This is a genomic window from Rheinheimera sp. (assembly GCF_030824435.1).
In the GTDB taxonomy this organism is placed as follows: domain Bacteria; phylum Pseudomonadota; class Gammaproteobacteria; order Enterobacterales; family Alteromonadaceae; genus Pararheinheimera.
Genome location: NZ_JAVBXS010000016.1, coordinates 127,471 through 152,939, shown reverse-complemented (window position 1 = coordinate 152,939; position 25,469 = coordinate 127,471). Strand labels below are relative to the sequence as shown.

Annotated in this window: 23 protein-coding genes and 1 pseudogene; 15 read left to right on the top strand and 9 right to left on the bottom strand. The window is 47.8% G+C overall.

Annotated features, from left to right (window positions below):
- The 6 genes and pseudogenes from RCH83_RS03010 to RCH83_RS02985 form a co-directional block, all read left to right on the top strand.
- A pseudogene (locus tag RCH83_RS03010) lies at positions 1–194 on the top strand (cupin-like domain-containing protein); the annotation flags it as partial.
- 58 nt (positions 195–252) lie between these two features.
- Complete coding sequence (locus RCH83_RS03005; protein WP_306518893.1) at positions 253–1,770, top strand: tryptophan halogenase family protein; 1,518 nt, start codon at positions 253–255, stop codon at positions 1,768–1,770.
- Between the two features lie 7 nt (positions 1,771–1,777).
- Entirely contained in the window at positions 1,778–2,629 is an 852-nt protein-coding gene (locus tag RCH83_RS03000; RefSeq protein ID WP_306518891.1) for a DUF6445 family protein, read from the top strand.
- Positions 2,630–2,791: 162 nt separating this feature from the next.
- Positions 2,792–4,132 (top strand): GH1 family beta-glucosidase, encoded by a 1,341-nt coding sequence (locus RCH83_RS02995; RefSeq protein ID WP_306518889.1) that lies wholly within the window; start codon positions 2,792–2,794, stop codon positions 4,130–4,132.
- Between the two features lie 53 nt (positions 4,133–4,185).
- Positions 4,186–5,511 carry a glycoside-pentoside-hexuronide (GPH):cation symporter gene (locus RCH83_RS02990; RefSeq protein WP_306518887.1) on the top strand — a complete coding sequence of 442 codons (1,326 nt, stop codon included), beginning with the start codon at positions 4,186–4,188 and terminating at the stop codon, positions 5,509–5,511.
- A gap of 54 nt (positions 5,512–5,565) precedes the next feature.
- The gene (locus tag RCH83_RS02985; protein ID WP_306518885.1) at positions 5,566–6,570 is read left to right on the top strand and encodes a LacI family DNA-binding transcriptional regulator; all 1,005 of its coding nucleotides are present in this window, start codon (positions 5,566–5,568) and stop codon (positions 6,568–6,570) included.
- Between the two features lie 481 nt (positions 6,571–7,051).
- Here RCH83_RS02985 and RCH83_RS02980 read toward each other — a convergent pair whose 3' ends face one another.
- From RCH83_RS02980 to RCH83_RS02970, 3 genes are all read right to left on the bottom strand, one after another.
- On the bottom strand, positions 7,052–7,858 hold the full coding sequence (locus RCH83_RS02980) for a MerR family transcriptional regulator (RefSeq protein WP_306518883.1): 807 nt from the start codon (positions 7,856–7,858) through the stop codon (positions 7,052–7,054).
- A 628-nt stretch (positions 7,859–8,486) separates the two neighbouring features.
- Positions 8,487–11,114, bottom strand: a complete 2,628-nt coding sequence (locus tag RCH83_RS02975) for an exo 1,3/1,4-beta-D-glucan glucohydrolase (RefSeq protein ID WP_306518881.1) — start codon at positions 11,112–11,114, stop codon at positions 8,487–8,489.
- Positions 11,115–11,236: 122 nt separating this feature from the next.
- Positions 11,237–11,437 carry a hypothetical protein gene (locus tag RCH83_RS02970; protein ID WP_306518879.1) on the bottom strand — a complete coding sequence of 67 codons (201 nt, stop codon included), beginning with the start codon at positions 11,435–11,437 and terminating at the stop codon, positions 11,237–11,239.
- Positions 11,438–11,533: 96 nt separating this feature from the next.
- Between RCH83_RS02970 and RCH83_RS02965 the strand changes: the two genes are divergently transcribed.
- Both RCH83_RS02965 and RCH83_RS02960 read left to right on the top strand, forming a co-directional pair.
- Positions 11,534–13,093, top strand: coding sequence for a bifunctional UDP-sugar hydrolase/5'-nucleotidase (locus RCH83_RS02965; RefSeq protein WP_306518877.1), 1,560 nt, complete (start codon positions 11,534–11,536; stop codon positions 13,091–13,093).
- On the top strand, positions 13,090–14,739 hold the full coding sequence (locus tag RCH83_RS02960; protein ID WP_306518875.1) for a diguanylate cyclase: 1,650 nt from the start codon (positions 13,090–13,092) through the stop codon (positions 14,737–14,739). Before RCH83_RS02965 ends, RCH83_RS02960 begins: the two co-directional genes overlap by 4 nt.
- 8 nt (positions 14,740–14,747) lie before the next feature.
- Here the strand turns inward: RCH83_RS02960 and RCH83_RS02955 are convergent, their stop codons facing one another.
- Positions 14,748–15,737, bottom strand: a complete 990-nt coding sequence (locus RCH83_RS02955) for a GlxA family transcriptional regulator (protein WP_306518873.1) — start codon at positions 15,735–15,737, stop codon at positions 14,748–14,750.
- Positions 15,738–15,837: 100 nt separating this feature from the next.
- On the opposite strand from RCH83_RS02955, the gene RCH83_RS02950 reads away from it, so the two are divergent.
- The 5 genes from RCH83_RS02950 to RCH83_RS02930 all read left to right on the top strand — a co-directional run bounded on the left by RCH83_RS02950 (position 15,838) and on the right by RCH83_RS02930 (position 18,635).
- Positions 15,838–16,002 (top strand): hypothetical protein, encoded by a 165-nt coding sequence (locus RCH83_RS02950; RefSeq protein ID WP_306518871.1) that lies wholly within the window; start codon positions 15,838–15,840, stop codon positions 16,000–16,002.
- Positions 16,003–16,224: 222 nt separating this feature from the next.
- Positions 16,225–16,515: a high-potential iron-sulfur protein gene (locus RCH83_RS02945; RefSeq protein ID WP_306518869.1), complete on the top strand. Its 291-nt coding sequence runs from the start codon at positions 16,225–16,227 to the stop codon at positions 16,513–16,515.
- A gap of 191 nt (positions 16,516–16,706) precedes the next feature.
- Positions 16,707–16,970, top strand: a complete 264-nt coding sequence (locus RCH83_RS02940; RefSeq protein ID WP_306518867.1) for a TIGR03643 family protein — start codon at positions 16,707–16,709, stop codon at positions 16,968–16,970.
- Between the two features lie 61 nt (positions 16,971–17,031).
- Positions 17,032–17,793: a dihydromonapterin reductase gene (folM, locus tag RCH83_RS02935; RefSeq protein WP_306518865.1), complete on the top strand. Its 762-nt coding sequence runs from the start codon at positions 17,032–17,034 to the stop codon at positions 17,791–17,793.
- A gap of 29 nt (positions 17,794–17,822) precedes the next feature.
- Positions 17,823–18,635 carry a CLCA_X family protein gene (locus RCH83_RS02930; RefSeq protein WP_306518863.1) on the top strand — a complete coding sequence of 271 codons (813 nt, stop codon included), beginning with the start codon at positions 17,823–17,825 and terminating at the stop codon, positions 18,633–18,635.
- Between the two features lie 66 nt (positions 18,636–18,701).
- Here RCH83_RS02930 and RCH83_RS02925 read toward each other — a convergent pair whose 3' ends face one another.
- The 3 genes from RCH83_RS02925 to RCH83_RS02915 all read right to left on the bottom strand — a co-directional run bounded on the left by RCH83_RS02925 (position 18,702) and on the right by RCH83_RS02915 (position 21,284).
- A complete protein-coding gene (locus RCH83_RS02925; protein WP_306518861.1) occupies positions 18,702–19,115 on the bottom strand; it encodes a YccF domain-containing protein in 414 nt (137 codons plus the stop codon).
- A 216-nt stretch (positions 19,116–19,331) separates the two neighbouring features.
- Positions 19,332–20,714: an ATP-dependent RNA helicase DbpA gene (gene dbpA / locus RCH83_RS02920; protein ID WP_306518859.1), complete on the bottom strand. Its 1,383-nt coding sequence runs from the start codon at positions 20,712–20,714 to the stop codon at positions 19,332–19,334.
- A 360-nt stretch (positions 20,715–21,074) separates the two neighbouring features.
- A complete protein-coding gene (locus RCH83_RS02915) occupies positions 21,075–21,284 on the bottom strand; it encodes a cold-shock protein (RefSeq protein WP_068064442.1) in 210 nt (69 codons plus the stop codon).
- Between the two features lie 422 nt (positions 21,285–21,706).
- Here RCH83_RS02915 and RCH83_RS02910 point away from each other — a divergent pair, with 422 nt between their 5' ends.
- Complete coding sequence (locus tag RCH83_RS02910; RefSeq protein WP_306518857.1) at positions 21,707–22,123, top strand: GNAT family N-acetyltransferase; 417 nt, start codon at positions 21,707–21,709, stop codon at positions 22,121–22,123.
- A gap of 144 nt (positions 22,124–22,267) precedes the next feature.
- On the opposite strand, the gene RCH83_RS02905 is transcribed toward RCH83_RS02910, so the two are convergent.
- Positions 22,268–22,927, bottom strand: coding sequence for a Bax inhibitor-1/YccA family protein (locus RCH83_RS02905; protein ID WP_373689735.1), 660 nt, complete (start codon positions 22,925–22,927; stop codon positions 22,268–22,270).
- A 159-nt stretch (positions 22,928–23,086) separates the two neighbouring features.
- Here RCH83_RS02905 and nhaR point away from each other — a divergent pair, with 159 nt between their 5' ends.
- Positions 23,087–23,989 (top strand): transcriptional activator NhaR, encoded by a 903-nt coding sequence (gene nhaR / locus RCH83_RS02900; RefSeq protein ID WP_306518853.1) that lies wholly within the window; start codon positions 23,087–23,089, stop codon positions 23,987–23,989.
- Here the strand turns inward: nhaR and RCH83_RS02895 are convergent.
- A complete protein-coding gene (locus RCH83_RS02895) occupies positions 23,972–25,207 on the bottom strand; it encodes a methyl-accepting chemotaxis protein (RefSeq protein WP_306518851.1) in 1,236 nt (411 codons plus the stop codon). The two genes, nhaR and RCH83_RS02895, sit on opposite strands and share 18 nt — an antisense overlap.
- Positions 25,208–25,469: the final 262 nt, after the last annotated feature.

Genomic DNA, 25,469 nt, shown 5'->3' with positions numbered 1-25,469 from the left:
TGTTAAGCCTGCGATCTTTACCCAAAGCACAACGCAGCGCCTGGCAGGCCATTTTTAATCATTATATTTTTGGCCATGACGAACAAAACCCACCGGATTTGCCAGAGGCTGCTCTTGGGCTGTTGCAACTGCCATTGCCGGAAATAACAACAAGGCAATTGCGGGCAGATTTACAGAACAAACTGAAACGTTAGCCAATAAAAACCAGAATAAAAGGCCAACGCCAATCAACAGACCAAAGGACATTTTTGTATGACAACTTCTAACCAGCACAGCAGCATGCAACAACCAAAAGCTATTAAAAAAGTGGTGATAGCAGGGGGCGGGACCGCCGGCTGGATGACTGCTGCTGCCCTTGGTAAGTTGCTTGGCAAAGGGCTCGACATCACTTTGGTGGAGTCTGATGACATCGGCACTGTTGGGGTGGGTGAAGCCACTATTCCTACTTTGCATATTTTTCACCGGCTGCTCGGGCTGCGTGAGCAGGACGTGATGGCCGCCACCAATGCCACTTTTAAACTGGGTATACAGTTTGAAAACTGGCGGGTGAAAAATGAAAGTTATATCCACTCTTTTGGTTTTTTAGGCAAAGACTGCTGGGCCTGTGGTTTTCAGCATTTTTGGCTTAAAGGCAAAACTCAAGGCGTGGCCAGTCAGATTGGCGATTATTGTGTTGAGCATTTAGCGGCGCGGGAAGGGCGTTTTGCCGTATTGCCAAATCAGGATTTAAATCACGCTTATCATCTGGATGCGACTTTATACGGCCGTTTTTTACGTGAATTGGCGCAGCAACATGGCGTGCGCCGGGTTGAAGGTAAAATTGCGCAGGTAGAACAAGACCAAAGTGGCGATATCAGCGCTTTAACCCTGGCCTCTGGGCAAAGTGTTGAAGGTGATTTATTTATCGACTGCACCGGCTTTCGGGCGCTGTTGATAGAACAAACCCTGAATACCGGTTTTGAAGACTGGAGCCACTGGTTGCCATGCGATAGCGCCATAGCGGTGCAAACCAAAACAGTGGCCGAGCCTGTGCCTTATACCAGAGCTATTGCGCATGAGTCGGGTTGGCAATGGCGTATTCCATTGCAAAGCAGGGTGGGCAATGGTTTGGTGTTTTGCAGCAAGTTTTTATCCGACGAAGACGCCAAAGCGTTATTGCTTCGCAATATTGAAGGTGAGCGGCTGATAGAGCCCAGAGTGATAAAATTCCGTACCGGCACCCGCCGTGTGCACTGGAACAAAAACTGTGTGGCCATTGGCCTTTCCAGTGGTTTTTTAGAACCATTGGAATCCACCAGCATTCATTTAATTCAGCGCAGCATTATCCGCCTGATGCAGATGTTCCCATCCAACGGCATTTTAAGCGCTGATGTGGCGGAGTTTAACAACCAGACCCGCATTGAAATGAACAATATCCGCGACTTTATTATTTTGCATTACAAAGCCACAGAGCGTGATGACAGTAAATTCTGGCGTTATTGCCGTGATATGGCGGTGCCGGAGTCGCTGGAGCACCGCATGGCATTGTTCCGTCAATCCGGCAAAGTCTATAAATTTGCGCAGGAGCTGTTTGGCGAAAGCAGCTGGATCCAGGTGATGTTAGGCCAGGGTTTAACACCAGCCCAACATCATCCTATTGTTGATTTAATGCCGGATGGTGAGCTGGCGGACTTTTTGCTGACGATTCAGAGTCAGGTGAAAAAGACCGTAATGAACTACCCAAAACACATTGATTTTATTAACCATTATTGCAAAGCAAATATTGGCTGAGGTGATAATGCAACAAAGCTTTTGGCAACAGACAAGCACAGACGCAGCAGCCAGACCGGCAGCTGTTGAGTCGCCGCTTGCTGAACGAGCACTTGTTGAAGCTCCACTTGCTGAACCACCGCTTGTTGAACCAGGAGTACGGATCAATCCCAGGCTCAAACCCGAACTGGTGCTGCTTGGACAGCAGCAAACGCCGCTGATTGTGATTGATGATCTGGTTGAAAATCTGCCACAACTGTTGGCGTATGCTGCGGTGCAGAATTTTCAGCAAGACCGTGATTCTTATTACCCAGGTGTGCGCGCTTTGTTGCCCCGAACTTATGTAAAGGCGGTGCTGGATGCGCTGTATCCGTTGTTGTATCAGCAGTATCAGTTGGCTGCCAATTTGCGGTTAACGCCAAAAGATATTTATTTTTCGCTGATAAATCAAAAGCCTGAAACCTTGTTGCCGTTACAGCGTTTGCCGCATTTTGACACGCCATCGAACTATTATTTTGCGCTGCTGCATTATCTGGCGCCTGAGCCGCACGGTGGCACCGGTTTTTTCCGCCATCTGCCAACAGGCTATGAACGTATTGATGCCGCTAATCAGCAGCATTATTTTGCCAGTGCCCAGCAATATCTGGATAAACAGGGTGTGCCAGCTGCCGCTTATTGTGACGGCACCGACGGCCACTATCAGCTGTATCAGGCGGTGCCTTACCGGCAAAACCGGCTGGTGATTTATCCCGGTAATTTGCTGCATTCCAGTTTGGTAAAACCTGAACTTGATATCAGTAGTGACGCCAGCAGCGGCAGACTTACCGCCAATATTTTTATTGAATTTGTACCTCGCCCGGCGAAGTTCGCTGCAAAGTAAAAAACAAACGATTTAACACAGGCACCAAGTGCTTGCAGGTCAGTTTGCCGCAGATAACAGCGGCACACTGGCCAGATAAAAAAAGCCTGAATGATGTAAGCGCTCACAAGGCGCTAAACAACAAAACAGCTGCCGTATGCAGCCAAAAAACAGTGAAAAAAGATGAAAAATATACAAATACCCAAAGATTCCAGACTGTGCCAAAAAGATTTTATTTTTGGTGTTGCCACAGCTTCTTTTCAGATTGAAGGCAGTGCTGACAGTCGTTTGCCTTGTATCTGGGACACTTTTTGCGCCACTCCCGGCAAAATCCGCGATGGCTCCGATGGCCTGCTGGCTTGTGACCACGTCAACCTTTGGCGTGATGATGTCAAATTGATTCAATCTTTGGGTGTCGATGCTTATCGTTTGTCTATTTCCTGGCCAAGGGTAATGTTTGCAGATGGCAGCTTAAACCCTGCAGGGGTAGATTTTTATATTCAGTTGTTGGATGAGCTGAAGGCGCTGAATATTAAAGCTTTTGTCACGCTTTATCATTGGGATTTGCCCCAACATTTAGAAGATAAAGGCGGTTGGTTAAACCGCGAAACGGCCTATTTATTTGCCGATTATGCCGACAAAATCAGCCAAGCTTTGGGCGACAGAGTGTACAGTTATGCCACCTTAAATGAGCCGTTTTGCAGCTCTTATTTAGGTTATGAAGCGGGTATTCATGCGCCTGGCAAACAACAAAAAGCCTGGGGCCGGCAGGCAGCGCACCATTTGTTGTTGGCGCATGGTCTGGCACTGAAGGTTTTAAAGAAAAACAGCCCCAATAGCCTGAACGGCCTGGTGCTGAACTTCACCCCTTGTTATGCCCAAACTGAGGACCCGGCTGATGTGGCAGCTGCCCAACTGGCCGATGACTATTTTAACCAGTGGTATATTAAACCTGTGCTGGATGGCGCTTATCCAAAAAGTTTTGCTCTGTTAAGTGACAGCGATAAACCTGTGATCCATGACGGCGATTTTGCCATTATCAGCGAGCCGCTGGATTTTTTAGGCGTGAACTTTTACACCCGCACTGTGTATCAGGCCTGTGCCGAAAACGGTTTTGCGCCGGTGGATATGGTGGATGCACCCAAAACCGATATTGGCTGGGAAATTTACCCTCAGGCTTTTACCGATTTGCTGCTGAGTTTGCACCAGCAATATCGCCTGCCGCCTGTGTATATCACTGAAAATGGCGCTGCCATGGACGACAAACTGCAAAACGGCGTTGTTGTTGATGAGGATCGGCTTGGTTATTATCAGGCACATTTGCTGGCGCTTGACAGTGCCATACGTCAGGGTGTGCGGGTCGATGGTTATTTTGCCTGGAGCCTGATGGACAACTTTGAATGGGCTGAAGGTTATTTAAAACGTTTTGGTATTGTGTATGTCGACTACCAGAGCCAGCAGCGCACCATTAAACAAAGTGGTTTGGCTTATCGCGATTTTATCCAAAGCCGCAAATCCTGCTAAACCAAACAATAAAATAACTATAAAAAACAACAAAAACAGACAGGGGAAGGCAGATGGTTAGCGTCAGGGAAAAAATAGCTTACGGGCTTGGCGACACCGCCAGCAATATAGTGTTTCAGACAGTGATGCTGTTTCTCACTTTTTTTTATACCGACATTTTTGGTATTTCACCGGCTTTTGTCGGCACCATGTTTTTGGCGGTACGGGTGATTGATGCTATTACCGACCCCTTAATGGGCGCTTTTGCCGACCGCACCCAAAGTAAACATGGCAAGTTCCGGCCTTATTTATTGTGGTTTGCTTTGCCTTTTGGCCTGATTAGCGTGCTGGCTTTTACCACTCCGGATTTTTCCGAAACCGGCAAAATGTGGTACGCCTTTTTTACTTATACCCTGCTGATGCTGGTGTATACCGCCATTAATATTCCTTATTGTGCTTTGGGTGGGGTGTTAACGGCCGATCCGGCCGAGCGGGTTTCTATTCAGAGTTACAGGTTTGTGTTTGCCATGCTTGGTGGTGTGTTGGTGTCGGCCTGTACTTTGCCGCTGGTCGATTATTTTGGCCAGGGTGACAAAGCCAAAGGTTATCAGCTGACCATTCTGGCCATGAGTGTGATGGGCGTGTTGATGTTTTTGGCCTGTTTTTATGGCACCAAAGAACGGGTGCAGCCACAGGCCGAACAAGGCACTGTTGGCGCCGGTTTTAAAGCTTTGTGGGCCAATGATCAGTGGCGGGTATTGTCGGTGGCTGCCTTGTTTTTATTATCGGGCTCAGTGCTCAGAAACACTTTGGCTATTTATTATGTGAAATATTACCTTGAGCTGCCGGGCAGCATCAGCCTCTTTATTACCCTGGGTATGATTGGCAGTATTGCCGGTTGTATCGTTGCGCAGCCGCTTGCCAAAAGGTTTTGCAAAGTAAAACTTTATATCGGCATTCAGCTGACGGCAGCAGCGCTTTGTGTGGCCAGTTATTTTGTGACGCCAAATCAGACTGTGCTGGCTTTTGCACTTTTTATACTGTGGAACTTCTTTTTTAACGCCGGCACACCACTTTTGTGGGCAAAAATGGCCGACACCGTCGATTATGGCCAGTGGAAAACCGGTATCCGCACTACGGGTATGGTGTATTCATCCATTATCTTTTTTATCAAATTGGGTTTAGCCATTGGTGGCGCTGCTGCTGGCTGGTTGCTGGCCGGTTATGGTTATCAGGCCGACCAAAGCCAAAGCGAAACCGCACGCCAGGGCATTTTGTTGTCTTTTAGTATTTATCCGGCGCTGGGCTCGTTGCTGGTGGCTATTGTGATGCGCTGGTATATTCTGACCGACAAAAAAATTGCACAAATCAGCATGGAATTAAAAAGAGCTGCCGGTTAAAAGCTGGTAAGCTAATTGGCATAACCAACCTAAGCACATGTGAATAAAGGACTTATGGCTACAATTTACGACGTGTCGTTATTGGCGGGCGTATCGCTGGCAACAGTGTCGCGGGTGATGAACAACAACACCAATGTCAGCGAAAAAACCAGGCAAAAAGTGCTGGATGCCATGAGCGAGCTGGGTTACAGGCCTAATACTTTTGCCCAGTCGCTGGCGTCGAACTGCTCTAACAGTGTTGGCGTGTTGGTGTCGCAGCTGGACGGCCCTTATTACGGCCCCATGATGGCGGAAATTGAAGCTTCACTACGCAGTAAAAACAAACATGTGATTATTGCCGTTGGCCACAGCGACGCGGCGCAGGAAATGGACAGTGTTGAGTTTCTGCAAGACCGCGGTTGTGACGCGCTGATCCTCGATGTAGAAGCAGTGTCGGACGAATACCTGATTAAACTCAGCCAGGGTGACAAACCTATAGTGCTCATTAACAGATACATAGAACAAATCAGTGACCGTTGTATTTACCTCGATAACGAACTGGGCGGTTATTTAGCCTGCCGCCATATGTTGCAGCTTGGCCATAAAAATATTGCTTATATTTCAGGCCCTAAACGTAAACACGACGCGCTGGAACGCCTTGAAGGCCACAAAAGAGCTTTGGCCGAATTTGGCCAGAGCTTCGACTCCCGCCTTTGTGTGGAAGGTGACTATAAAGAAGACGGTGGTGTTGCCGGTATGGAACAACTGTTCGCCACAGGCCTGCCGTTCAGCGCCGTGGTCTGCGCCAACGACCAGATGGTATCTGGCGCTATTTCGGTCTGTTTAGACCGCGGTTTAAAAGTACCAGGCGATTTATCATTTGTCGGTTACGACAACATCCCTTTTGCCCGTTATATCTCCCCCAAACTCACCACAGTCAATAACCCCATTCACGAAATGGGCAAAATGGCGGCTTTATGGCTTTTAAAAAACCTCTATAAAGACAACAGTGTGGAAGTGAATAATGTATTTGTGCCAGAGCTGGTGGTGAGGGAGTCGGCAGCGGCTGTTAAAGGCTGAATGCTTTAGCTCAGCTTGCAGCTGATGGCACTTTGGCGTTTTGCCTGATGCCCTGCGGCATGGCGCGTATGCTGTTTTTCTGCGCTTGCAGCTATTGCATTGTTTTATTTTCAGCTTGCAGCTGATGGCGCTATAGAAGCGGGGTCTCGCCCCCGCAGGCGAGTCACTTTTTGTGTCGACAAAAAGTGACGCAAAAAACGACCCCGAGATCGCTCGAAAGCCCGCTGTTTTGACCAATTTTGAGGCGCCGCCAAAACTCGCGGGGTGCTAGCGTCACCCCGCTCAAACAGTTGGCGTCTTAAAACCTCAAAACCGGCCAAAACAACGGCTCGCTTGACGGGGCCAAGAGCGGGACAGCTTGGAAATTTCTGTTTTGAGCGAAAAGCAGACTGTAAACCATCCAAAAGATGAAAGGCGTGGTGTCGAGAAATGCAGCCGCTCTGCGTTCAATGAGAGCGGCATATCAGATCTAAATGTTTATCTAATGTATTTGTGCTAGCCAAAATTGGGCATTGGTTTTCAATTGGTTGTCACAGAAATAGATCGTTGCCCTATACAAATGTTCAGCAAAACCTTTGGCATAGTGTTCATACATATCTTCAAAAACACTATTTGCCTTACTTAACTCAGTGAAACTTCTATAACCCTCACAGTCTAAAAATTTATCGGCAAGCTCAGGATTAATCTCTGAAATCGCTTGGTTTGAGATTAGGTAAGCCTCGCCAACTAATTGCTGCACCGATTCATCTTCAATCGGGTTTGCCAGAACAGCAACATAACGCTTACACCAATCATCTGAGATCGCTTCTTTCGTTCTCATGTCAGATTCAGAGAATCCTGCGAATGCCTGAAGTATTGAAGTCCCACCTTGTGTGTTGACCAGCTCTTTTTTCCATTGCTCGGCCTTGTCTTTCGGTATTGAACCAAATAAAACATCCAAATTTTGCTCACCACGTAATGTACTCATTGCCATCTCCAAATTTTCAATAATTGATTGAGTTTCTTTTTGGCGTTGAAGTAAAAGAGCATGCTGCCCCTTGAGCATTTCAATAAGGGAGCACGAAGCTGTGGTGATACGTTTGATTTCTTCCAGAGAAAGGTCAAGTTTTCGGTAGAAAACGATTTGCTGAAGACGCACAGCATCATCCAAGGTGTAGTAACGATACCCATTGAGATGATTTCGCTTTGCTTTTAATAAACCGATGTCATCATAATGATGCAGTGTTCGCACACTCACATCGGCTAGCTTACTTAACTCTTTAATCTGATAGAATTTTATCTCGTTCACGTTGCACACTTTTTAACTTCAACGATTGGCAGGTTGCAGTATAACGTAGCGTGAGAGTCAAGGGATTTTGGCAAAGGTTCTAAGTTTCCATTAAATGTCCGCTATTGGCACAAACCAGAAATAACCAAATCACAACACCTGCGCTGTTGGCCCCGTCAAGCGAGCCGTTGTTTTGACCGATTTTGAGGTTTTAAGACGCCAACTGTTTGAGGCGAGCGACGCTAGCGCTCGCCGAGTTTTGGCGGCGCCTCAAAATTGTGTCAAAACAGCGGGCTTTCGAGCGATCTCGGGGTGATTTCTTTGCGTCTCTTTCTTTGTCAGCAAAGAAAGAGACTCGCCCGCCGGGGCGAGACCCGGCATACGCGCCATGCCGCAGGCATAAAATAAATCAATACTACCAGTAGGTTATAGAAACCCGCCCGCAGGGTTGCAGCAAGCCCCGCATTCGCGCTATGCCGCAGGCATAAAATAAACCTAAACTGCCGGTAGGCGACCTCAACCCCGCATCCGCTTCATACCGCAGGCATCAAAAACTACTTAATGCCAAAGTATTGGCTCAAAAAAATGACGCTAAAAAGCGTCGTTTTTTAATCAAAGCGCCATGCCAAACGCTCCGGGCACCCAGAGCCTACTCACAGCCCAATACCACAGCACCAGCACCCAGTTTAGCCACCGGCTGAATGTGCAGCTGGTGGAAACTCAGTGTCAGCGCGCCTGTGCTTTGTAAGCTAAAGACATTACTCACCTGTGCAAAATCCACCCCTTGTTTGGCAAAACATTCCAGGCTCAGATGCAGTTGTTGCCAGCTGCCTGCTGGCATAGCGGTCAGCGCTTTGCTGATATCCTGAGTTGCACTGCAGCCTTCGCCACCACAGGCCATTGCAACTGATACTGCCCCCTGAATATCGCTGTCGCGTTTTAATGTCAGGCTAAGTACAGAAGGTTGTTCACGATAAGCGCGTAGATCCCGCGGGAAATTGCTGATCAGTGCAATACCGCTGCTTTGAGGGCTGCTGTCAGAGCCGGAAGCTGGGCTAAACACCAGCTCGCGGGCGTCTTCCTGCACCTGATAATCAAAACTGCGGATTTTGACAGCACCTAAAGTTTGTTGGCTGCTGCTGACAGGGGCTGTTTGTTTGCCACTTTGTAACACCAGTTGCCATGGTGCTTTTACGTCGCGGTTAAACAGGGCCATTGCCGGTAAGTTAGCAGTTGTATCGGTAATTTCTTCACTTAACGCCGAAGCTGCAGTATCAGTTTTGTCTTTATAAGTCAGGCCATAACCATAAGGGTAAAGTGGCTGGTAATTGTCATCACCACGGTTCACTTTGTGCTGATTTGGGCTTTGTGGCCAGGAAAAACTCAGCTTGCCGTGGAAATCCTGTTGCACCTTGCCGTCGGCGCTTTGGAACAACACCGGCGCTATGGCTGCACCTTCGCTGCCTGGTAGCCAGATAGCAACAAAAGCATCAGACTGGTTGATTTCCGGGTTCGTCCAAAGTGGCCGGCCGCTGATAAACAACGACACCACTTTGATGCCATCGGCTTTGAGTTTTTTAAGCATGGCTAAATCGGTTTTATTGCCACGCTGGTATTCCAGATTGTCGATATCACCATTGCCTTCGGCGTAAGGCTGTTCACCATACACCACAATAGCCACGTCCGGTTTTTGCTGGTAACTGCCGTCAGTGCTGAGTTCAACCGAACCGCCTGCAGCTTGCACCTGTTGTTGAATGCCGGAGTAAATAGAGCTACCGCCAGGGAAGTCGCTATTCTGATTGCCGGTGCCTTGCCAGGTAATGGTCCAGCCGCCACTTTGCATACCAATATTGTCAGCACCAATACCTGTTACCAGTACTTTTTGTTTTGGGCTTAGCGGCAAAATATTGTTGTTTTTCAGTAGTACCAGCGATTTTTGCACTGCTTGTGCGGCAATAGCCCTGTGCTCAGCTGAGCCAATCAGTTCGGTTTTACCGGACAAAGGCCGGTTGGCCGGGCTTGGTTTATCAAACAGGCCGGCACGCAGTTTTACCCGCAAAATACGCCGCACTGCGTCATCAATGCGGCTTTGTGGAATTTCACCTGCTTTGGTCTGGGCTATCAGGTTTTCATACAAAGGTTTCCAGGCGGCTGTGGGCACCATATACACGTCTAAACCTGCTTTGGCGGCTTGTGCACAATTTTCGTTGCTGCAACCCGGAATTTGGCCATGACCATTCCAGTCACCCACCACTAAACCATCAAACCCCATTTTGGTTTTCAGCACATCGGTTAACAGATATGGGTTGCCGTGGTTTTTCACGCCATGCCAGCTGTTAAAAGACGCCATCACAGTTTGGGCGCCGGCGGCAAGACCACCAACATAACCCTGAGCGTGCAGCCGTACTAAATCGGCTTCACTGGCAATATTGTCGCCCTGATCAATACCACCTTCGGTACCACCATCCCCTAAAAAGTGTTTGACTGTGCTGACGACTCTTTCGTTACCGAGAAAATCTGCATCTGTGGTGGCGCCTTGTAAACCACGTACTATAGCGCCGGCGTAAGAACGTACAATTTCCGGATCTTCCGAATAACCTTCGTAGCTTCTGCCCCAGCGGTCGTCCCGAACCACAGCAACAGTGGGTGCAAACACCCAGTCGATGCCGGTCACCATCACTTCGCGGGCTGTGGCGTGGGCAATTTGTTCAATCAAATTTTCATCGCGTGCTGCACCTAAACCAATGTTATGCGGGAATAAAGTGGCACCAATGACATTATTGTGGCCGTGCACAGCGTCTGTGCCCCAGAAGGTAGGAATAGTGGAGCCGTCTTCAGAGGCATCAATGGAAGCCTGATACATAGCTTCGGCCAGTTTGATCCAGTCTTGTGGCGTGGCCTGTTTATTGCCATCCGGGAATGAGCCGCCGCCATTGAGATAAGAGCCAAAGCCGTATTTGCGCATATCGGCAACAGTGATGTCGCGGATCTCAGGCTGGATCATCTGGGCAATTTTTTGCTCAAGCGTCATGGCGCTTAAAATTTTCTCCAGCCGGGCTTCCAGTTCAGCCTTGGCCGGGATGGCCGGTTGCATTGCTGGCCATAAACTGATGTCGCCGCCTGTTTGTTGTGTTGTGCTTGCTGCCGGGGTCTGGCCTGGCTGACTATCGGCGGTTGCGGTAGTTGTGGTTGCTGGCTGACAACCGCAAAGTGCCAGCAAAAGCAGGCTGCCAAAGGCCGGTAGCGGTCGCCTGGCAGAAATGGAATATGGCGTCATCAGGTCAAATCCTTGTTTTAGCAGGTTTATTTTCTAATGTTTTTTGTTGTTGTCTGCGACTATTCTCAAAGCACTCTTGGCGTTTTAGCGATTGTTGCGCAGGTTGTTTTTGTTCTTTTTAATCATCTGAAAGCGCTTTCATTTATAGCATAAATTTTCAGCGAGGCAATCTTTATTGTTTTATCTGGCGGTCGTGTTACCAAAAAACCTTTTGTTGTGGTGATAGTGTTTATCCTGTCAGCTGGTTTTTTTTGGCGTACACTGAAGTTAAGTTGTGGTTTTACTGCAACTTTGGTCGTAAAGGGCAGGAAACCTTTTGCCATTGCTGCCGGATCCTCTGCATACTAATCGGGTGTCCACCGCGCTGCACAGTCTTCTTTCTGGCAACAGCTGTAATCTAAGTGGCAGGGGTAACTAAGTTGAAATCTGCACAAGTTAATCTCAGTGGTTTTTTCAGCTGGCTCAGCCTGCTGATCTTGTTTGGTTGTTGTGTCATGCAGTGGCCAGCTTTTGCCGGCCATGGCACTGAAAATAACAATAGCCAACGTCAGGCACGTCTGGTGTTTACCTCCGAAATTCCCCGTATTGCCGAAACTGAACATGGTGATTATGCCGAACTTGCCACTTTGCTCAAACAATACCGGCGTGCGCCGGAGCCGCTGTTTTTTCTGTTTGGTGGCGACAGTTTAGGCCCCAGCACTTTGTCCTCTTTTGACCGTGGCGCCCATATTATTGACTTGCTGAATTTGCTTGAACCCGACGCCATGGGCGTGGCCAAAAGGGAGTTCAGTTTTTTTGAAGATGAATTGTCGCAGCGCAGTTATGAAGCCTCTTTTCCTTTGGTCGCCAGTAATTTATTTGACCCCATTACAGGTGCGAATTTAGACGGGCTGGAAAGCAGTGTGCTGGTACAACAAGGAGATATTAAACTTGGGGTCATAGCGGTGTTGTCGCCGGCTGCACATGAACAATATCCGCTGAAAAGAGTAATGATTTTTGATGCAAAAACTGCGGTGCGTGAGCAGGCGATGTTATTACGTCAGGCCGGTGCCGAGCTGGTGGTATTGTTGTACAGCGCCAGTTTTGATTTTATCGACCAGCTGTTGACACAACAGGTGATAGATTTGGCTTTGCGTAAAAACGAATTGTTCCGGCTGACCTCAGACGCTAAGGCGCCCGCATCAACACGTCATATTAATCTGATGGCATCGTCACAAGTGGCGGTGCTGGATTTAAGCTGGCAGAAGTCAGCGCCCGCCACTTTGCAGGTAAAACCACAGATTGTGTTACTGAAAAACTTTGCGCCCGAGCCCAGGGTGCTGAATGTAGTGAAAAATCACAGTGCCAGACTGGAGCAGTTGCTCGGTGAAAAAATCGGGGTCACTACTGTTGCTTTGGACAGCAGCCGGCGTTCAGTGCGCAGTGAAGAAAATGCCTTTGCCAATCTGATGGCTGATGCTGTCCGGCAACATGCGGGAGCTGATATCGCTTTATTAAACTCAGGCAATATCAGAGGCGAAAAACAATATGCGGCCGGCACCACTTTAACCCGCAGGGATATTTCGATGGAGTTGCCTTATCGTAATCAGGTGGTGTTATTGCAAATTACCGGTCAGCAATTGTGGTCGGCGCTGGAAAATGCGTTGAGTGAATTTGAATTGTTACGTGGCCGTTTTGCCCAGGTGTCCGGTATGCAGGTGCGTTTTAACAGTAGTAATGTTGTCGGCAAAAGAGTGCTTGACGTCACAGTGCAGGGCAAAACTTTGGATCTGCGCAAAAACTACCGGCTGGCTACTTTTGATTATCTGGCCAGCGGCGGAGATGGTTATAAAATGTTGACTGAGTTACCCCAGCTTAATTATCCCAATCAGATGAATAAACTGGTGGCTGAAGTGGTGGTGGATTATATCAAGCAACAACACCAAATAGCGCCTGAGGTAGAAGGCCGGCTACAGGATCTGGGGCGCAACACGCCATGAACAATATGACAGCAGTGCCGGTACGGCGTCGTTATTCCATCACTATGATGTTGACCTTAACCTCTTTGCTGGTGTTGTTATTGTTTATTGCTATGGCGGCGCTGGTGCAAAACCGTCTGGGTAGTTTTCAGCATTTGTTGCAGAATATCACGGGTTCTGCCATTCCGGCTGTGGTGCAATCGAGCAGGGTTTACAGTCAAATCAATCAGTTACTTTTTTTAACCGAAGGCTTAAGCCGGGCGCCCAGTCAGGCGGTGCGGCATAATTTGTATCAGGATATTCAGCTGAATTTACAGGGGCTGCAGAACCTGACCAAAACATGGCAAACAGGTTTATATCAAAACGCACAATTGGTGGCGTTGACTGAAGAAATCGACAACCTGAACCAGCTGATGTCACAGCGGCTGGAGCTGCAGACTAAGGTGCAAAGCCGCCAGCAACAAATTTATCAGTTGTATGAACAGGTGCAGTTGCATACCAGCAAGCTGACTCTGGCGGATGAACAACGCCATAGCCTGTGGTTGCTGGAGTTTGCCGGTGTAGTTGCTTTGTCAGGCAAGGCCGGTGGTTCTAACCGTATTATGCAGCTGCGCCAGTTGCAACAGCAGATAGAACAACAAATGTTGCGCCAGCGTCAGGCCAGGGTCGCTTTGCCGGAAAATTACGCTTTGCTGGCGGAAAAATCTGATTTAAAACTGCGTTCTTTGTTGCTGGAAACTGATGGCTTGTTTCCGCTACGTGAGCAGCAGCTCAGTATTGGTGGCCGGGCCACCGGCAGGGGCAATTTTGTCCGCAATCTGGTGCTGGATTATGCACGCCTTGCCGAAAACAGTGCTTATGATATCAGCGGCACTGTGCTTGCCGATGCGGCGCAAATTCAGCAGCAACTGCAACAGGACAACAGGCAGATTTTATCCGGTGCTTTATTGGTCATTTTGTTTTTGCTGGTGGCTATAGCGCTGATCCACCGCAGGGTGGTGCGGCGGCTGGAACAGCTGAATCACAATGTATTGTTACAGGTGCAAGGCAAACCAACGGCTTTTCAGATTGAAGGCCACGATGAAATTGCTGCTATTGCCCGTTCTTTTGCTTATTTTGCCAGTACAGTGGCCACACAGCAGCAGGAACTGCAGCAGCTGTCTTACACCGACAGTTTAACCGGCCTTGCTAACAGACGTGCTTTTGAACTGCAATTTACTCAGGCTTTGGTGCAGTCACAACGCCAGCAATGGCCTTTAACCCTGCTGATGATTGATGTCGACTGTTTTAAAGCTTACAACGACCACTACGGCCATCAGGCCGGTGATGACACTTTGTTGCGTATTGCGCAGTTATTGCAGCAGGGTATTAACCGCGGCAGTGATTTGGTGGCCCGTTATGGTGGTGAAGAGTTTGTGGCTATTTTACCGGACACCAATGCCACAGGTGCCGCCGCCATTGCAGCTCAGCTGTTGCAGTTGTTCCGTCAGGCAGCCTTGCCGCATCAATATAATCTGGCGGGTGACTATGTCAGCATCAGTATTGGCATCTGTTGTATTAACGCTGCCAGTACCGCCGATTATGACACTATGTTACGCCGGGCCGACAATGCCTTGTATCAGGCTAAAGCCAATGGTCGCAACGGTTTTTATATCAGTGAAATTTAACATTGCGCTTAGTGTTTTTCGGCCAGATAAAACCTGTCGCGGTAAGCTTTAGGGGTCAGGCTGGTGTATTGCTGAAACAACTTGCGAAAAGACGACAAATCTTCATAACCCACCACAGGCAACAATTGCTCCACCGGCAATAAACTGCTCTCCAGCAAGTGTTTGGCTTTTTCAATCCGCAACTTTTGTAAATATGCCATAGGCGTATCGCCTGTACTTTGTTTAAACCGTCTTAATAAGGTTCTGGGGGTCATGGCAAAATGGTCGGCCAGCGCCGCCAGTTCAATATTTTGTGCCAGATGGCTACGCAGGTATTGTTGTACCTGGGCAATTTTATCGTCCTGATGTGGCAATAATTGTTGCAAGGTTAAATAAGGCGCCTGGGAAGCACAATGGGGATCGGTCAGCATAATTTTGGCCATTTGCTGGCTAAAACGGGCCCCTTGTTGTAACTGGGTCAGGTAAAGGCAAAGTTCAATATAAGCGCTGGTCGCTCCGGCCGTATACAAACCGTCGGCCTGCTGAATTTTTTCATCAACTGTTAAAGCAACCTGTGGGTAAAGTTCACGGAAAAAATCGGCCAGAAACCAGCAGGTGGTGGCGCTTTTGTCATTCAGCAGCCCTGTAGCTGCCAGGGCAAAACTGCCGTTGCAACTGGCGGCAATAGGCACACCTTTTTGATGAACTGCACTGAACAGCGCCTGTTGTTGCTGAAACTTTTGCGCTATGGCAATTAAAGCTGAACTGCTATGGGCATAACTGCCCGGTATCAACACTAAACTGGCGTTCTGTAAGGACAACGGCAGGCAGTTCAGGCTGATGATCCCATCCTGATACTGTAACTCACCGCTGATATGCATCAGCTGCACCTGATACAAAGGCCCTTGTTCCGGATTCTGGTGTCGTGCCAGCTCGTTACAAAAACGAAAATAATCCTGCATGCCGCAGACTTGTCCCAGACAAACTCCTGGGTAAATCACAATCACCACCTGATTCATTTTGTCTTTATTCGCCTTTTTAATGTCATTAATGCCACTTTAGGCGTTTCACCTCAGCTTGTAAAGTGAAAGTCCACCCAAGCATTCACAAGGAGCTTTTATGAAACAGACTTACTGGCATGGATTAGCGTTATTGATGCAGTGGGGCGCTGTGTTGTGGCTAAATCTGCGTATGGAAGCAGATGTATTTAATCAACTGGTGCTGGTGCCGCTGCTGTTATTGTTGAGTCTGGTGTTGTTGATCCCAGGCAAAAAACGGTATTAACGCAGAAGGAGCAACCATCAAAGACTGCTGTGGGCATATGGAGCCACTTGCTGTAGTTATGGTGGGCAATCTTTGATTGATTTTTGTTGCTTTTGGGCTGGGCAGCTGTTGTTTTTATGCGCTTGATCAAAAACTTCCGCTTTCTAACTATGGATAATCATCCATACTCAAGCGGCAGACGTAGATCTGCTGGCAAGACTAAAAAACAACAGGAGCAACACTATGAGTCAACTCGATCGTCGTAATTTTCTGAAATTGTCCACAGCCACCCTGATTGGCGTCACTATGGGCGGCACCAGCCTGCGTGTATTTGCTGAAGAGCAGGTGAAGCTTGATGATCCGCTGGCAGTTGCAATGAAATATGTGCATAAATCCACAGTTGAAGGTTCTACCTGCAGTAACTGTATGCAAATTAAAGGGGATGCCAAAGCCGAGTGGCGCCCTTGTAATATCTTCCCTGGCAAACTGGTGAATAACAATGGCTGGTGTGCGGCCTGGGTAAAAGCAGCTTAAACATTCAGCCTTAAGTATGAGCTGCTGTGCAGGCGGCAGCTCGTTTTACTTCTTGCTAAATCAATCAGACATTTTTGCTATTATTTTTGCCTGGCTAAGCTTAACAACTCTGGTTAAAGCTTTGTCCAAAGGTTGATCCAGTCCCGCTCAAGCAACGTAAAATCAGTAACTTCCCGTGAAATAACATCAAAATGAGTATGACTTGGTCCGATTTTTCTGCTGCGGATTTGTCCCGTATTATCGAAATGGCCTGGGAAGATCGCACCCCCTTTGAAGCTATTGAACATTTGTATGGTCTGAACGAAGCTGCGCTCAGGTTACTGATGCGTCGCCATCTGACCGCATCAGCCTTTAGGCGTTGGCGGGCGCGGGTTAGTGGCCGTGTCACTAAACATCTTCAGCTACGCAATCCACAAATCAGCCGCGCTTATTGCCCCAGCCAATACAAAGGCTAAAGCCGTTTTGCCACAAGCTATGGCACAATAGGCCTTGCGCCCAAGCCATCTGGAGTTGTTGATGAAAGACGTAATTTTTTTAACAGGCGGAGCACAACGTGTTGGTCTTTATTGTGCACAAAAGCTGCAGCAGCAGGGTTATCAGCTGATCATCAGTTACCGTACCAGACATGCAGCTGTGGATATGCTGGAAGACGCCGGTGTGATTTGTCTGCAGGCCGATTTAACAGACATCAAAAGTGTGCAGCAACTAGTTCAAGCTATTCAGGCTGTGACACCAACACTCAGAGCCATTATTCATAACGCTTCTGACTGGAAAAAAGACCAACCTTTGCTGACTGATGGCAATCTTGCAGCACAGCTCGAAGCAGACAATGAGGTTTTTGACGCCATGATGGCCATTCATGCCAAAACGCCTTATTTGCTAAACCGGGCTTTATTGCCTTTGTTGCAGGCGCAGCTTGCTAATTCTGCAGCAGATGCCATGGCCGATATCATTCATATCAGCGATTTTGTTGCTGCTGTTGGCAGTGAAAAACATCAGGCTTATGCCGCATCTAAAGCCGCACTGGAAAACCTGACTTTTTCACAGGCCAGGTTGTTGGCGCCAACAATTAAAGTAAATGCCATAGCACCGGCGTTATTAATGTTTAACCAGGGTGATGACGAAGCCTATAAACAAAAAGCTTTGGCGAAATCCTTGCTTGGTATTGAGCCTGGCGCTGGCGAGGTGCTGGCTACCATTCAATATTTGCTGCAAAGCCGTTATATCACAGGCCGGGTGCTGGCGCTGGATGGTGGCCGTCAGCTTAAATTGCCTTAATCCTTAATATAGTGCGCGGTAACCACAAAGTGCAGCAACAAGCTGGCGTCAGCGGCAGATTAACAAGGCCTTATTTTCGTAATGGGCCAGAGCACAGAGCCGGTGCTGATGTGAGTTTTGCCGATCTGGTAAAAATTTTTGGTTTTCAGAGCATCCGTATAGGCCGCTGGGTAACAGCGGCTGAACAACAAATAGCCGCCAATTTGTTCTTTGATGCCTTGTGTGATTTGCAGTTGTTATTGCAGGTGCCCAATCAGGTAATTTCACTGAATGAAAGCCTGGCTTTAACTTTTGGTATTGGCGGTAGGCCTGGCAGTTGTGCCCATTATCAGCCACAAGGCCGGATTCTGGCACTGGCAAAAAATGCCGGCGGTGGTAGTCTGGCACACGAATGGTTTCATGCTTTTGATCATTATATTGCCGGCAAAATGTTTAAAGACGCACCCCGCAACAGCTTTGCCAGTAAATTGTGGTTATCCCGTCCCTCTTTTATTGAGCATCCGCTCAATAACTATCTGCATCAGGCGTTTAGTTTATTGTTTTTGCATCAGTCGGGGCAGGGGGAGAGTGCTTTTTTTGCCCATTGCCGCGATGTTGATTTGGCGCATAAGCAGTTTTATTACGCTATGCCGGAAGAAATGGCCGCCCGTGCTTTTGAGCAGATGCTGGAGCTACAGCCAGTTAAAAACAGCTTTTTAGTCTCTGGTTGTTTAACGGGGCCAGCAGCAAGGGCGGGTTTATATCCGCAAGCTATGCTGAGCCAACAATTTGCCAACTGTTGGCTCAGTTATTTTGCCTTATTGGGTCGGGCACTGACACCAGCTTCGCAGCTGTTGCCGTAACAAACTGATTGATCAGCCTGTTTCAGCGATAGGATCAATTCCCGGTGTAACTTAAGTGTGCGTTGTTCAGGCTGTCCTTTTATCCACAATAGTCTGGCCTATAGGGCTTAAAGTCAGCATGGCCAGTTTCAGATGTTGCAGGCCAAAGGGAATACCAATAATAGTGATAAAACAAGCCACTGCGTGCAGCAGATGACCCAGCGCCAGCCAAAAACCGGCAAATATAAACCAGATAATATTGCCAAGCAGGCCTAAACCACCTGTGCCTATATCGTCGTATTTTTGCAGATAACGTCTGTTGATACTTTCCTGACCAAAGGGCCAGAACGCCAGCTGACCAATGACAAAACAGCTGCGGCCAAACGGAATACCAATAATACTGATAAAACATAAAAGACCAGCCAGCCACCAGGCCAGTCCCATCAGCAAACCACCCATTAAAAACCAGCAGATATTAAAAATTAATCGAAGCAGACTCATCACCATCCCCTTGTATCTTTATTGATATCAGGCTTCTGCAAAATAAAGACCATCTATATTCTTATTATAAATCAGTTGTTTAGCAGTATTTGGTTGTGGGGGGATACAGGATGTCACCAATAAATGGCGATTTTGACCAGCTGTTGGTAGTGTTATCTTCAGATAACGCCACCAACAGCCAACAAGAAAAGCAGAATTAACAAAAAGCCCCGGGGCTTAGCTCACCTGGCGCACACGGATATTGCGGCCTTTAATGCCCTGACTGAACATACTGAGCGCAATTTTTACGATGTCCATCCGCACAGCCACATAAGCCCAGTCATCAAATAAACTGATTTTGCCGATGTGATCACGGCCCAATTGTTGATCGGCCGTCAAAGCACCCAGCACATCACCGGCGCGTAGTTTTTGCCTTTTCCCAGCATCAATCCACAGGCTGACCATCGGTGGTTTTGGTGGCATTTGTTGCAGCACAGCTTCATCCGGCAGTGCTTCAGGTTCAATGGTGCCGCCCAGCATGTCTTCTAATAAACCCATTTTATAACCGTCCTGATCGTTAAACAGGCTACAGGCGATGCCTGAGCTGCCGGCACGACCGGTACGGCCAATACGGTGGGTGTGAGTGTCAACATCGTGCGCCAGCTGATAGTTAATGACGGCGTCCAGCGCGTCGATGTCCAGACCACGGGCTGCTACATCTGTTGCCACCAGCACCGACACTGATTTACTGGCAAAACGCACCAGCGTCTGGTCGCGGTCGCGCTGCTCTAAATCACCATGCAATGCCAATACGCTAAAACCAGCATCATGCAGTGCATCTGCCACTTCCTGGGTTTCTTTGCGGGTATTACAAAACACCACTGAACTGACAGGTTTATGCGCCAGTAGCAGTCGTTTCACCGCTTGCAGACGATCGGCATTGGAGTTTACTTTAAAAAAGTGCTGACTGATGCTGAGGTTGTTATGGCTTGACTCTACTTTAATCAGCTCAGGGTTTTGCATCAGTGCAGCTGCCATGGCTTCAATTTGTTTTGGATAAGTGGCACTGAACAACAAGGTTTGTCGCTGTTTTGGTGCAAAAGCAACAATGGCGTCCAAAGCGGGTTGAAAACCCATTTCCAGCATACGGTCGGCTTCATCCAAAACCAAAGTGGTTAAATCATCCAGTTTTAACGAACCTTTGGTTAAATGCTCTTCCACCCGGCCAGGTGTACCGACAATAATATGAGCGCCGTGTTCCAGACTGCCAAGCTGAGGGCCAAAAGGCACACCACCACACAAGGTCAGCACTTTAATGTTATGAATACTACGGCCCAGTTTGCGGATCTCGCCTGCAACCTGATCAGCCAGTTCGCGGGTAGGGCAAAGCACCAGGCTTTGTACACGAAAACGTTTCACTTCAAGTTTGCCAAGAATACCGAGGCCAAAAGCAGCGGTTTTGCCTGAGCCGGTTTTGCCCTGGCCAATAATATCTTTACCGCTCAGTATCTTCGGCAAAGAAGCCGCCTGAATAGGCGTCATTTCGGTGTAACCCATGCCGGTCAGATTTTCGACCAGCGCCTGAGGGAGAGCCAAACTGGCAAATGTTAAATTGCTCACAATTTAATCCTGTGTTACTGCAGCATCAGGCTGCATTTGATGAAAAATAAACAGCCCGAAGGCATTACAGAAAATAAATGGGGTCAGAGCAAAACTCTGACCCCATTTATTTGATCCATTCCGTGGACATCGCCGCTAAGTGAAGAGTGCTTCATGCAACAACGGCATACCGTCCTTCCGTGGACATCGCCGCTGAATGCTCCCTGCAACAATGGCATACCGTCCTTCCGTGGACATCGCCGTTGAATGCTCCCTGCAACAGCGGCATACCGTCCTTCCGTGGACATAAAAAAGGGCAACATCCGAAGAGTTGCCCTGATTTGGTTTGGTAAGGTTAACTTACCAAAGTCGGAGTTCTAATTACAGAACAACGATTTTCTCAGCCTGAGGACCTTTCTGGCCCTGAGTTACTGTGAAAGACACGCGTTGGCCTTCCTGCAGTGTTTTGAAGCCAGTGCTGGCGATTGCGCTGAAGTGAGCGAAAACGTCTGGACCTGAAGCTTGTTCGATGAAACCAAAACCTTTAGTTTCGTTGAACCATTTTACTGTACCGGTAGTTGTATTAGACATGATAAATATCCTGTATCTATTTAATTAATATGCCTGGTATCAGGCGGTGGTGCTGGAAGTGGTGCTATGACTTATGAATACAGGACGTACTAATACAACAGTAACTGTTCGGTGTGCATAAATATGGTACTGACTTTCAAACTGTCGCCATTGTATAGCTTTTAAACAGGGCGTCAAACTTTATTTCTAAAAGATTGTTTAATGTTAGGCGTATTTATCAATAAAATTAATTATTAAGCTGTACTTTCAGCAGCTTAGCGCTTTAATTTCATTAAATTTATTTTTTGTATTTTGCTGATTTACTGCGTATTGTGCCGCTTTATTGCAGTGAAACTAGCAATCTCATGTTGTGTGCTGCAGCCCCATCATCACAACATTTTAAATTTGCCACCTTCTATACAGAAAAATTTTCCGGAGTGAGCATGATGTCAGTACCTATTAAACCGGATAATTCGCCAGAGTTTGCCGAAGCGATAAAACAACAGATTGTAAAATTTAATGCCAGACACTGGGATGCTTCGTTGCGCCAGCCGCTGGGTTTAAAAATAACGGCAAGCAATGGCGTGCTGCTGGCTGGTTTATCGGGCCGCACTTTTGGTAACTGGTTTATGCTGGATTATTTGTGGGTGGACGACAGTTGTCGTGGTCAGGGTTATGGTAAAAGTTTAATGCTGGAAGCTGAGAATATTGCCAGAAGCCGAGGTTGCCGTTTTGTGCTGCTCGACACGCTGGATTTTCAGGCGCGGCCTTTTTATCAGCAGCTTGGTTATCAGTTGGTGTTTGTGCAGGAAGATTATCCGCTTTGTGGGAAACGTTATTATCTGCAAAAGTTGTTATAAAACCGGTTTGCATAACCTGCACCCGGCAAGCAGTTAAATGACAGCAAAAAAAAGCCCCCGAAACCGGGGGCAAAGAGCGGATTCATTTTACGCTCAAGGGGCTGTGGGAACATCAGCAATAAAACAACAAGTTGGAAAAGGTTACTAGTCGTCACTGTTCATAAAACCCAGCAACTGCAATAAGCTGGTGAACAGGTTAAAGATGGACACAAACAAACTGACAGTGGCCATGATGTAATTGGTTTCACCACCATGCACTATCTCACTGGTTTGCCATAAGATCATGCCCGACATTAGCAGCACAAACATGGCAGAAACCGCCAGACTTAAAGCAGCAATCTCAAAAAACACCGCACCTAAACCGGCCAGAAAAGCCACCAGAATACCCACAGTTAAAAAACTGCCCATAAAACTGAAGTTGGTTTTTTTCACCAGCGCATAAGCCGAAAGTGCAAAGAAAATAGTGGCGGTACCGGCCATCGCCAGCATCACTATTTCACTGCCATTTGGCATGGCCAGATAACGGTTGATAATTGGACCCAGGGTGTAACCCATAAAACCTGTCAGGCCAAACACACCCACCAGGCCTAAAGCGCTGTTGCGAAACTTAGTGGTGAAAAACAACAAGCCAAAATAACCAACCAGCGTGATGATAAGGCCGGGGTGCGGTAAATTCAGGCTGCTGCTGAGGCCGGCCATCAAGGCACTGAATGCCAGTGTCATGGAAAGCAGGGTATAGGTGTTGCGTAAAACTTTATTGGTATCAACGGCCAAAAGCTGACCGCTATAACTTTGACGATGCAATGTATCCATAGTCATGCCCTCAGGTTTTTGATTAAAGATTCCCATTTCAATTAACGGAAATGGTTTGCTGCACAATTGCCGACAGTTATACCGCCTTGCTTTTGTAAGGTAAACTCGAATATAACTAACAAAAAGTTCGTTAAAACCGAAGGTGAAGGTGTGACCCCTGTCAACTTTAATCAGCTGTATTATTTTTATCTGGTGGCGCGTGAAGGCAGTATCGCGAGGATCAGTGAACTTTTGCATATCACGCCCCAAACCATCAGCGGCCAAATCAGTGCACTGGAACACAGTACTGGTAGCGCCTTGTTTAACCGAACCGGCAAAAAGTGGTCTTTGACTGAAATGGGGCGGGTGACATTTCGTTATGCTGAAGACATTTTTCAGCTTGGTGATGAACTGCGTTCCGTGCTGAAACACCATACAGTGACGCAGTGGCAAACTTTTACTGTGGGTATTACGGACGTGTTGCCCAAAGCTTTTATTTATGAACTGCTTAAACCGGTTTTTTCATTGCCGCAACAGCTTCGGTTGATTTGTCGGGAAGGGGAGCAGAATGCTTTATTGGCCGAGCTGGCGGTCAATAAACTGGACCTGGTGCTCACTGACGAACCCTTATCACCAGGCAGCTCCATTAAAGCTTATAACCACGAAATTACTGAATCCGGCACCAGTTTTTTTGCCAGCACAAAGCTGCTGAAAAAGCTGCCACAACAACAGTTTCCGGCCTGTTTACACCAACAGCCGATGTTGTTGCAAAGTAAAAGATCCATTATCCGGCAGCGGCTGGAAGCCTGGTTTGAACAACAGGGTATAGCACCACAAATAGTTGCTGAGTTTGACGACAGCGCCATGATGAAAGCTTTTGGCCAGCAGGGGCTGGGCATTTTTTCTGCGCCGACGCAGATAGAACAAAAAATTTGTCAGCAATATGAAGTACAGGTGATAGGTCGCAGTGACGCTGTGCGGGAAGTGTTTTATGCCATTTCACCGGAGCGCAAACTAACGCACCCCGGTGTTTTGCAGCTGGTAAATGCTTTATCTTCAGCGCGAACGGTCTGAGCTTTGTCTGTGACCAAAACGACCCAGCTGCTGCTGAGTTTCGGCAGTTGCCTGCAATAAAGTCTGGCCGGCGGTTTCAATAGCTGACATCTGCTGGTAAGCATCAGTGGTACCTTGTTCAATCGCCGTCAGATGCTGGTGGGTTTGTTGATAGCGTTTTTCCAAATCCAGCACTGAACTGGTGATATGCAACACCCCTTGTTGTGCTTGATCCAGCTGTTGTTGCAACTGGATAAAATCGTCGCTGGTGCTACTGATATCCTGTTGTGCCCCTTTGGCCTGTTCATTAAGTCGTTCGGTTTCAGTTTTGGTTTCCCGTACCAGCCGTTCCATGTCATTGAGAAACACCGAAATTTGTCTGGTGGCGTCATTTACTTTGGCGGCCAGGGTACGTACTTCGTCGGCGACCACGGCAAAACCACGGCCAGCTTCACCGGCACGGGCGGCTTCAATGGCAGCATTCAGCGCAAGCAAATTTGTTTGATCGGAGAAGTTCTCTACCATTTGCAGAATTTGCCGCACGTTTTCCGAATTTTGTTGTAAACCCTGCACTGTGTCGCCAAAGGTTTCCAGCAAACTGACAATACCACTGAGTTGTTTGGATAATGTGCTCATGCCCACACTGGCATTAGCGGCTTTTTGTACTGTGGTTTGGGCCACCTGGTTCATCTGATCGCTGTTGCTGACAATGCTGGCTAAATGATCCAATACATGATCACTTTCGCCCCGGATTTTTTCGCTGCGCTGTTCAGTGTCCTGCAAATGATGACGGGTGGTTTTTACTGCTGAACTGACCTGTTCGTTGATCTGGTGGGTATGTTGCGCTTGCTGATGTAAACCTGTCAGCAACTGGCCGAGCTGGCTGACAAACTGATTGTATTCTTCCGATAAACTGCGGAATTCATCATAGGTAAAAGCCGGCAATCTGTGTTCCAGATCTGTGCCTTTGCTGTTGGCTTCGTGCAAAGCCTTCACCAGCGCCTGCACCGGCCGCACTATTAAATACATCAGGTAAAAGATGGTAAAAATAAAAGCAAAAGTGCCCAGTATTAAGGTGGACCACCAAACGCTACTGGCATTGCCTTCTGTGGGGTAAGCGCCGTACAGCGCCAGCCAGAAAATGACCATCAGAAAGCCGATGTTTCCGGCTATTTTGCGACTTAAACTATAAAAGAAGGTGCGTTCGATACTGGTATACAGGCTGGCAAACCACTCCATCAGGACATCCTCTGTAAATACAGTTAGTTGGCTTTAGAGCATACCATAGCAAAAAATAATCAGACTTGAGCTGTATCAGGGTTTTGCTTACGAATATTTGCGGTAAAACTGCATTGTGTTGCCACGCTTTCATTGCGGGCAACAGCTCTGTTGCTGTGATGCCGGGTTTTGTCCGCCCCCTGACAGTTTTGCCAAAGCAGAGCCGCCAGCTTTGACCGCATAAAAAACCGCAGTCAAAAGCTGCGGTTTTTGTGTTTATTAT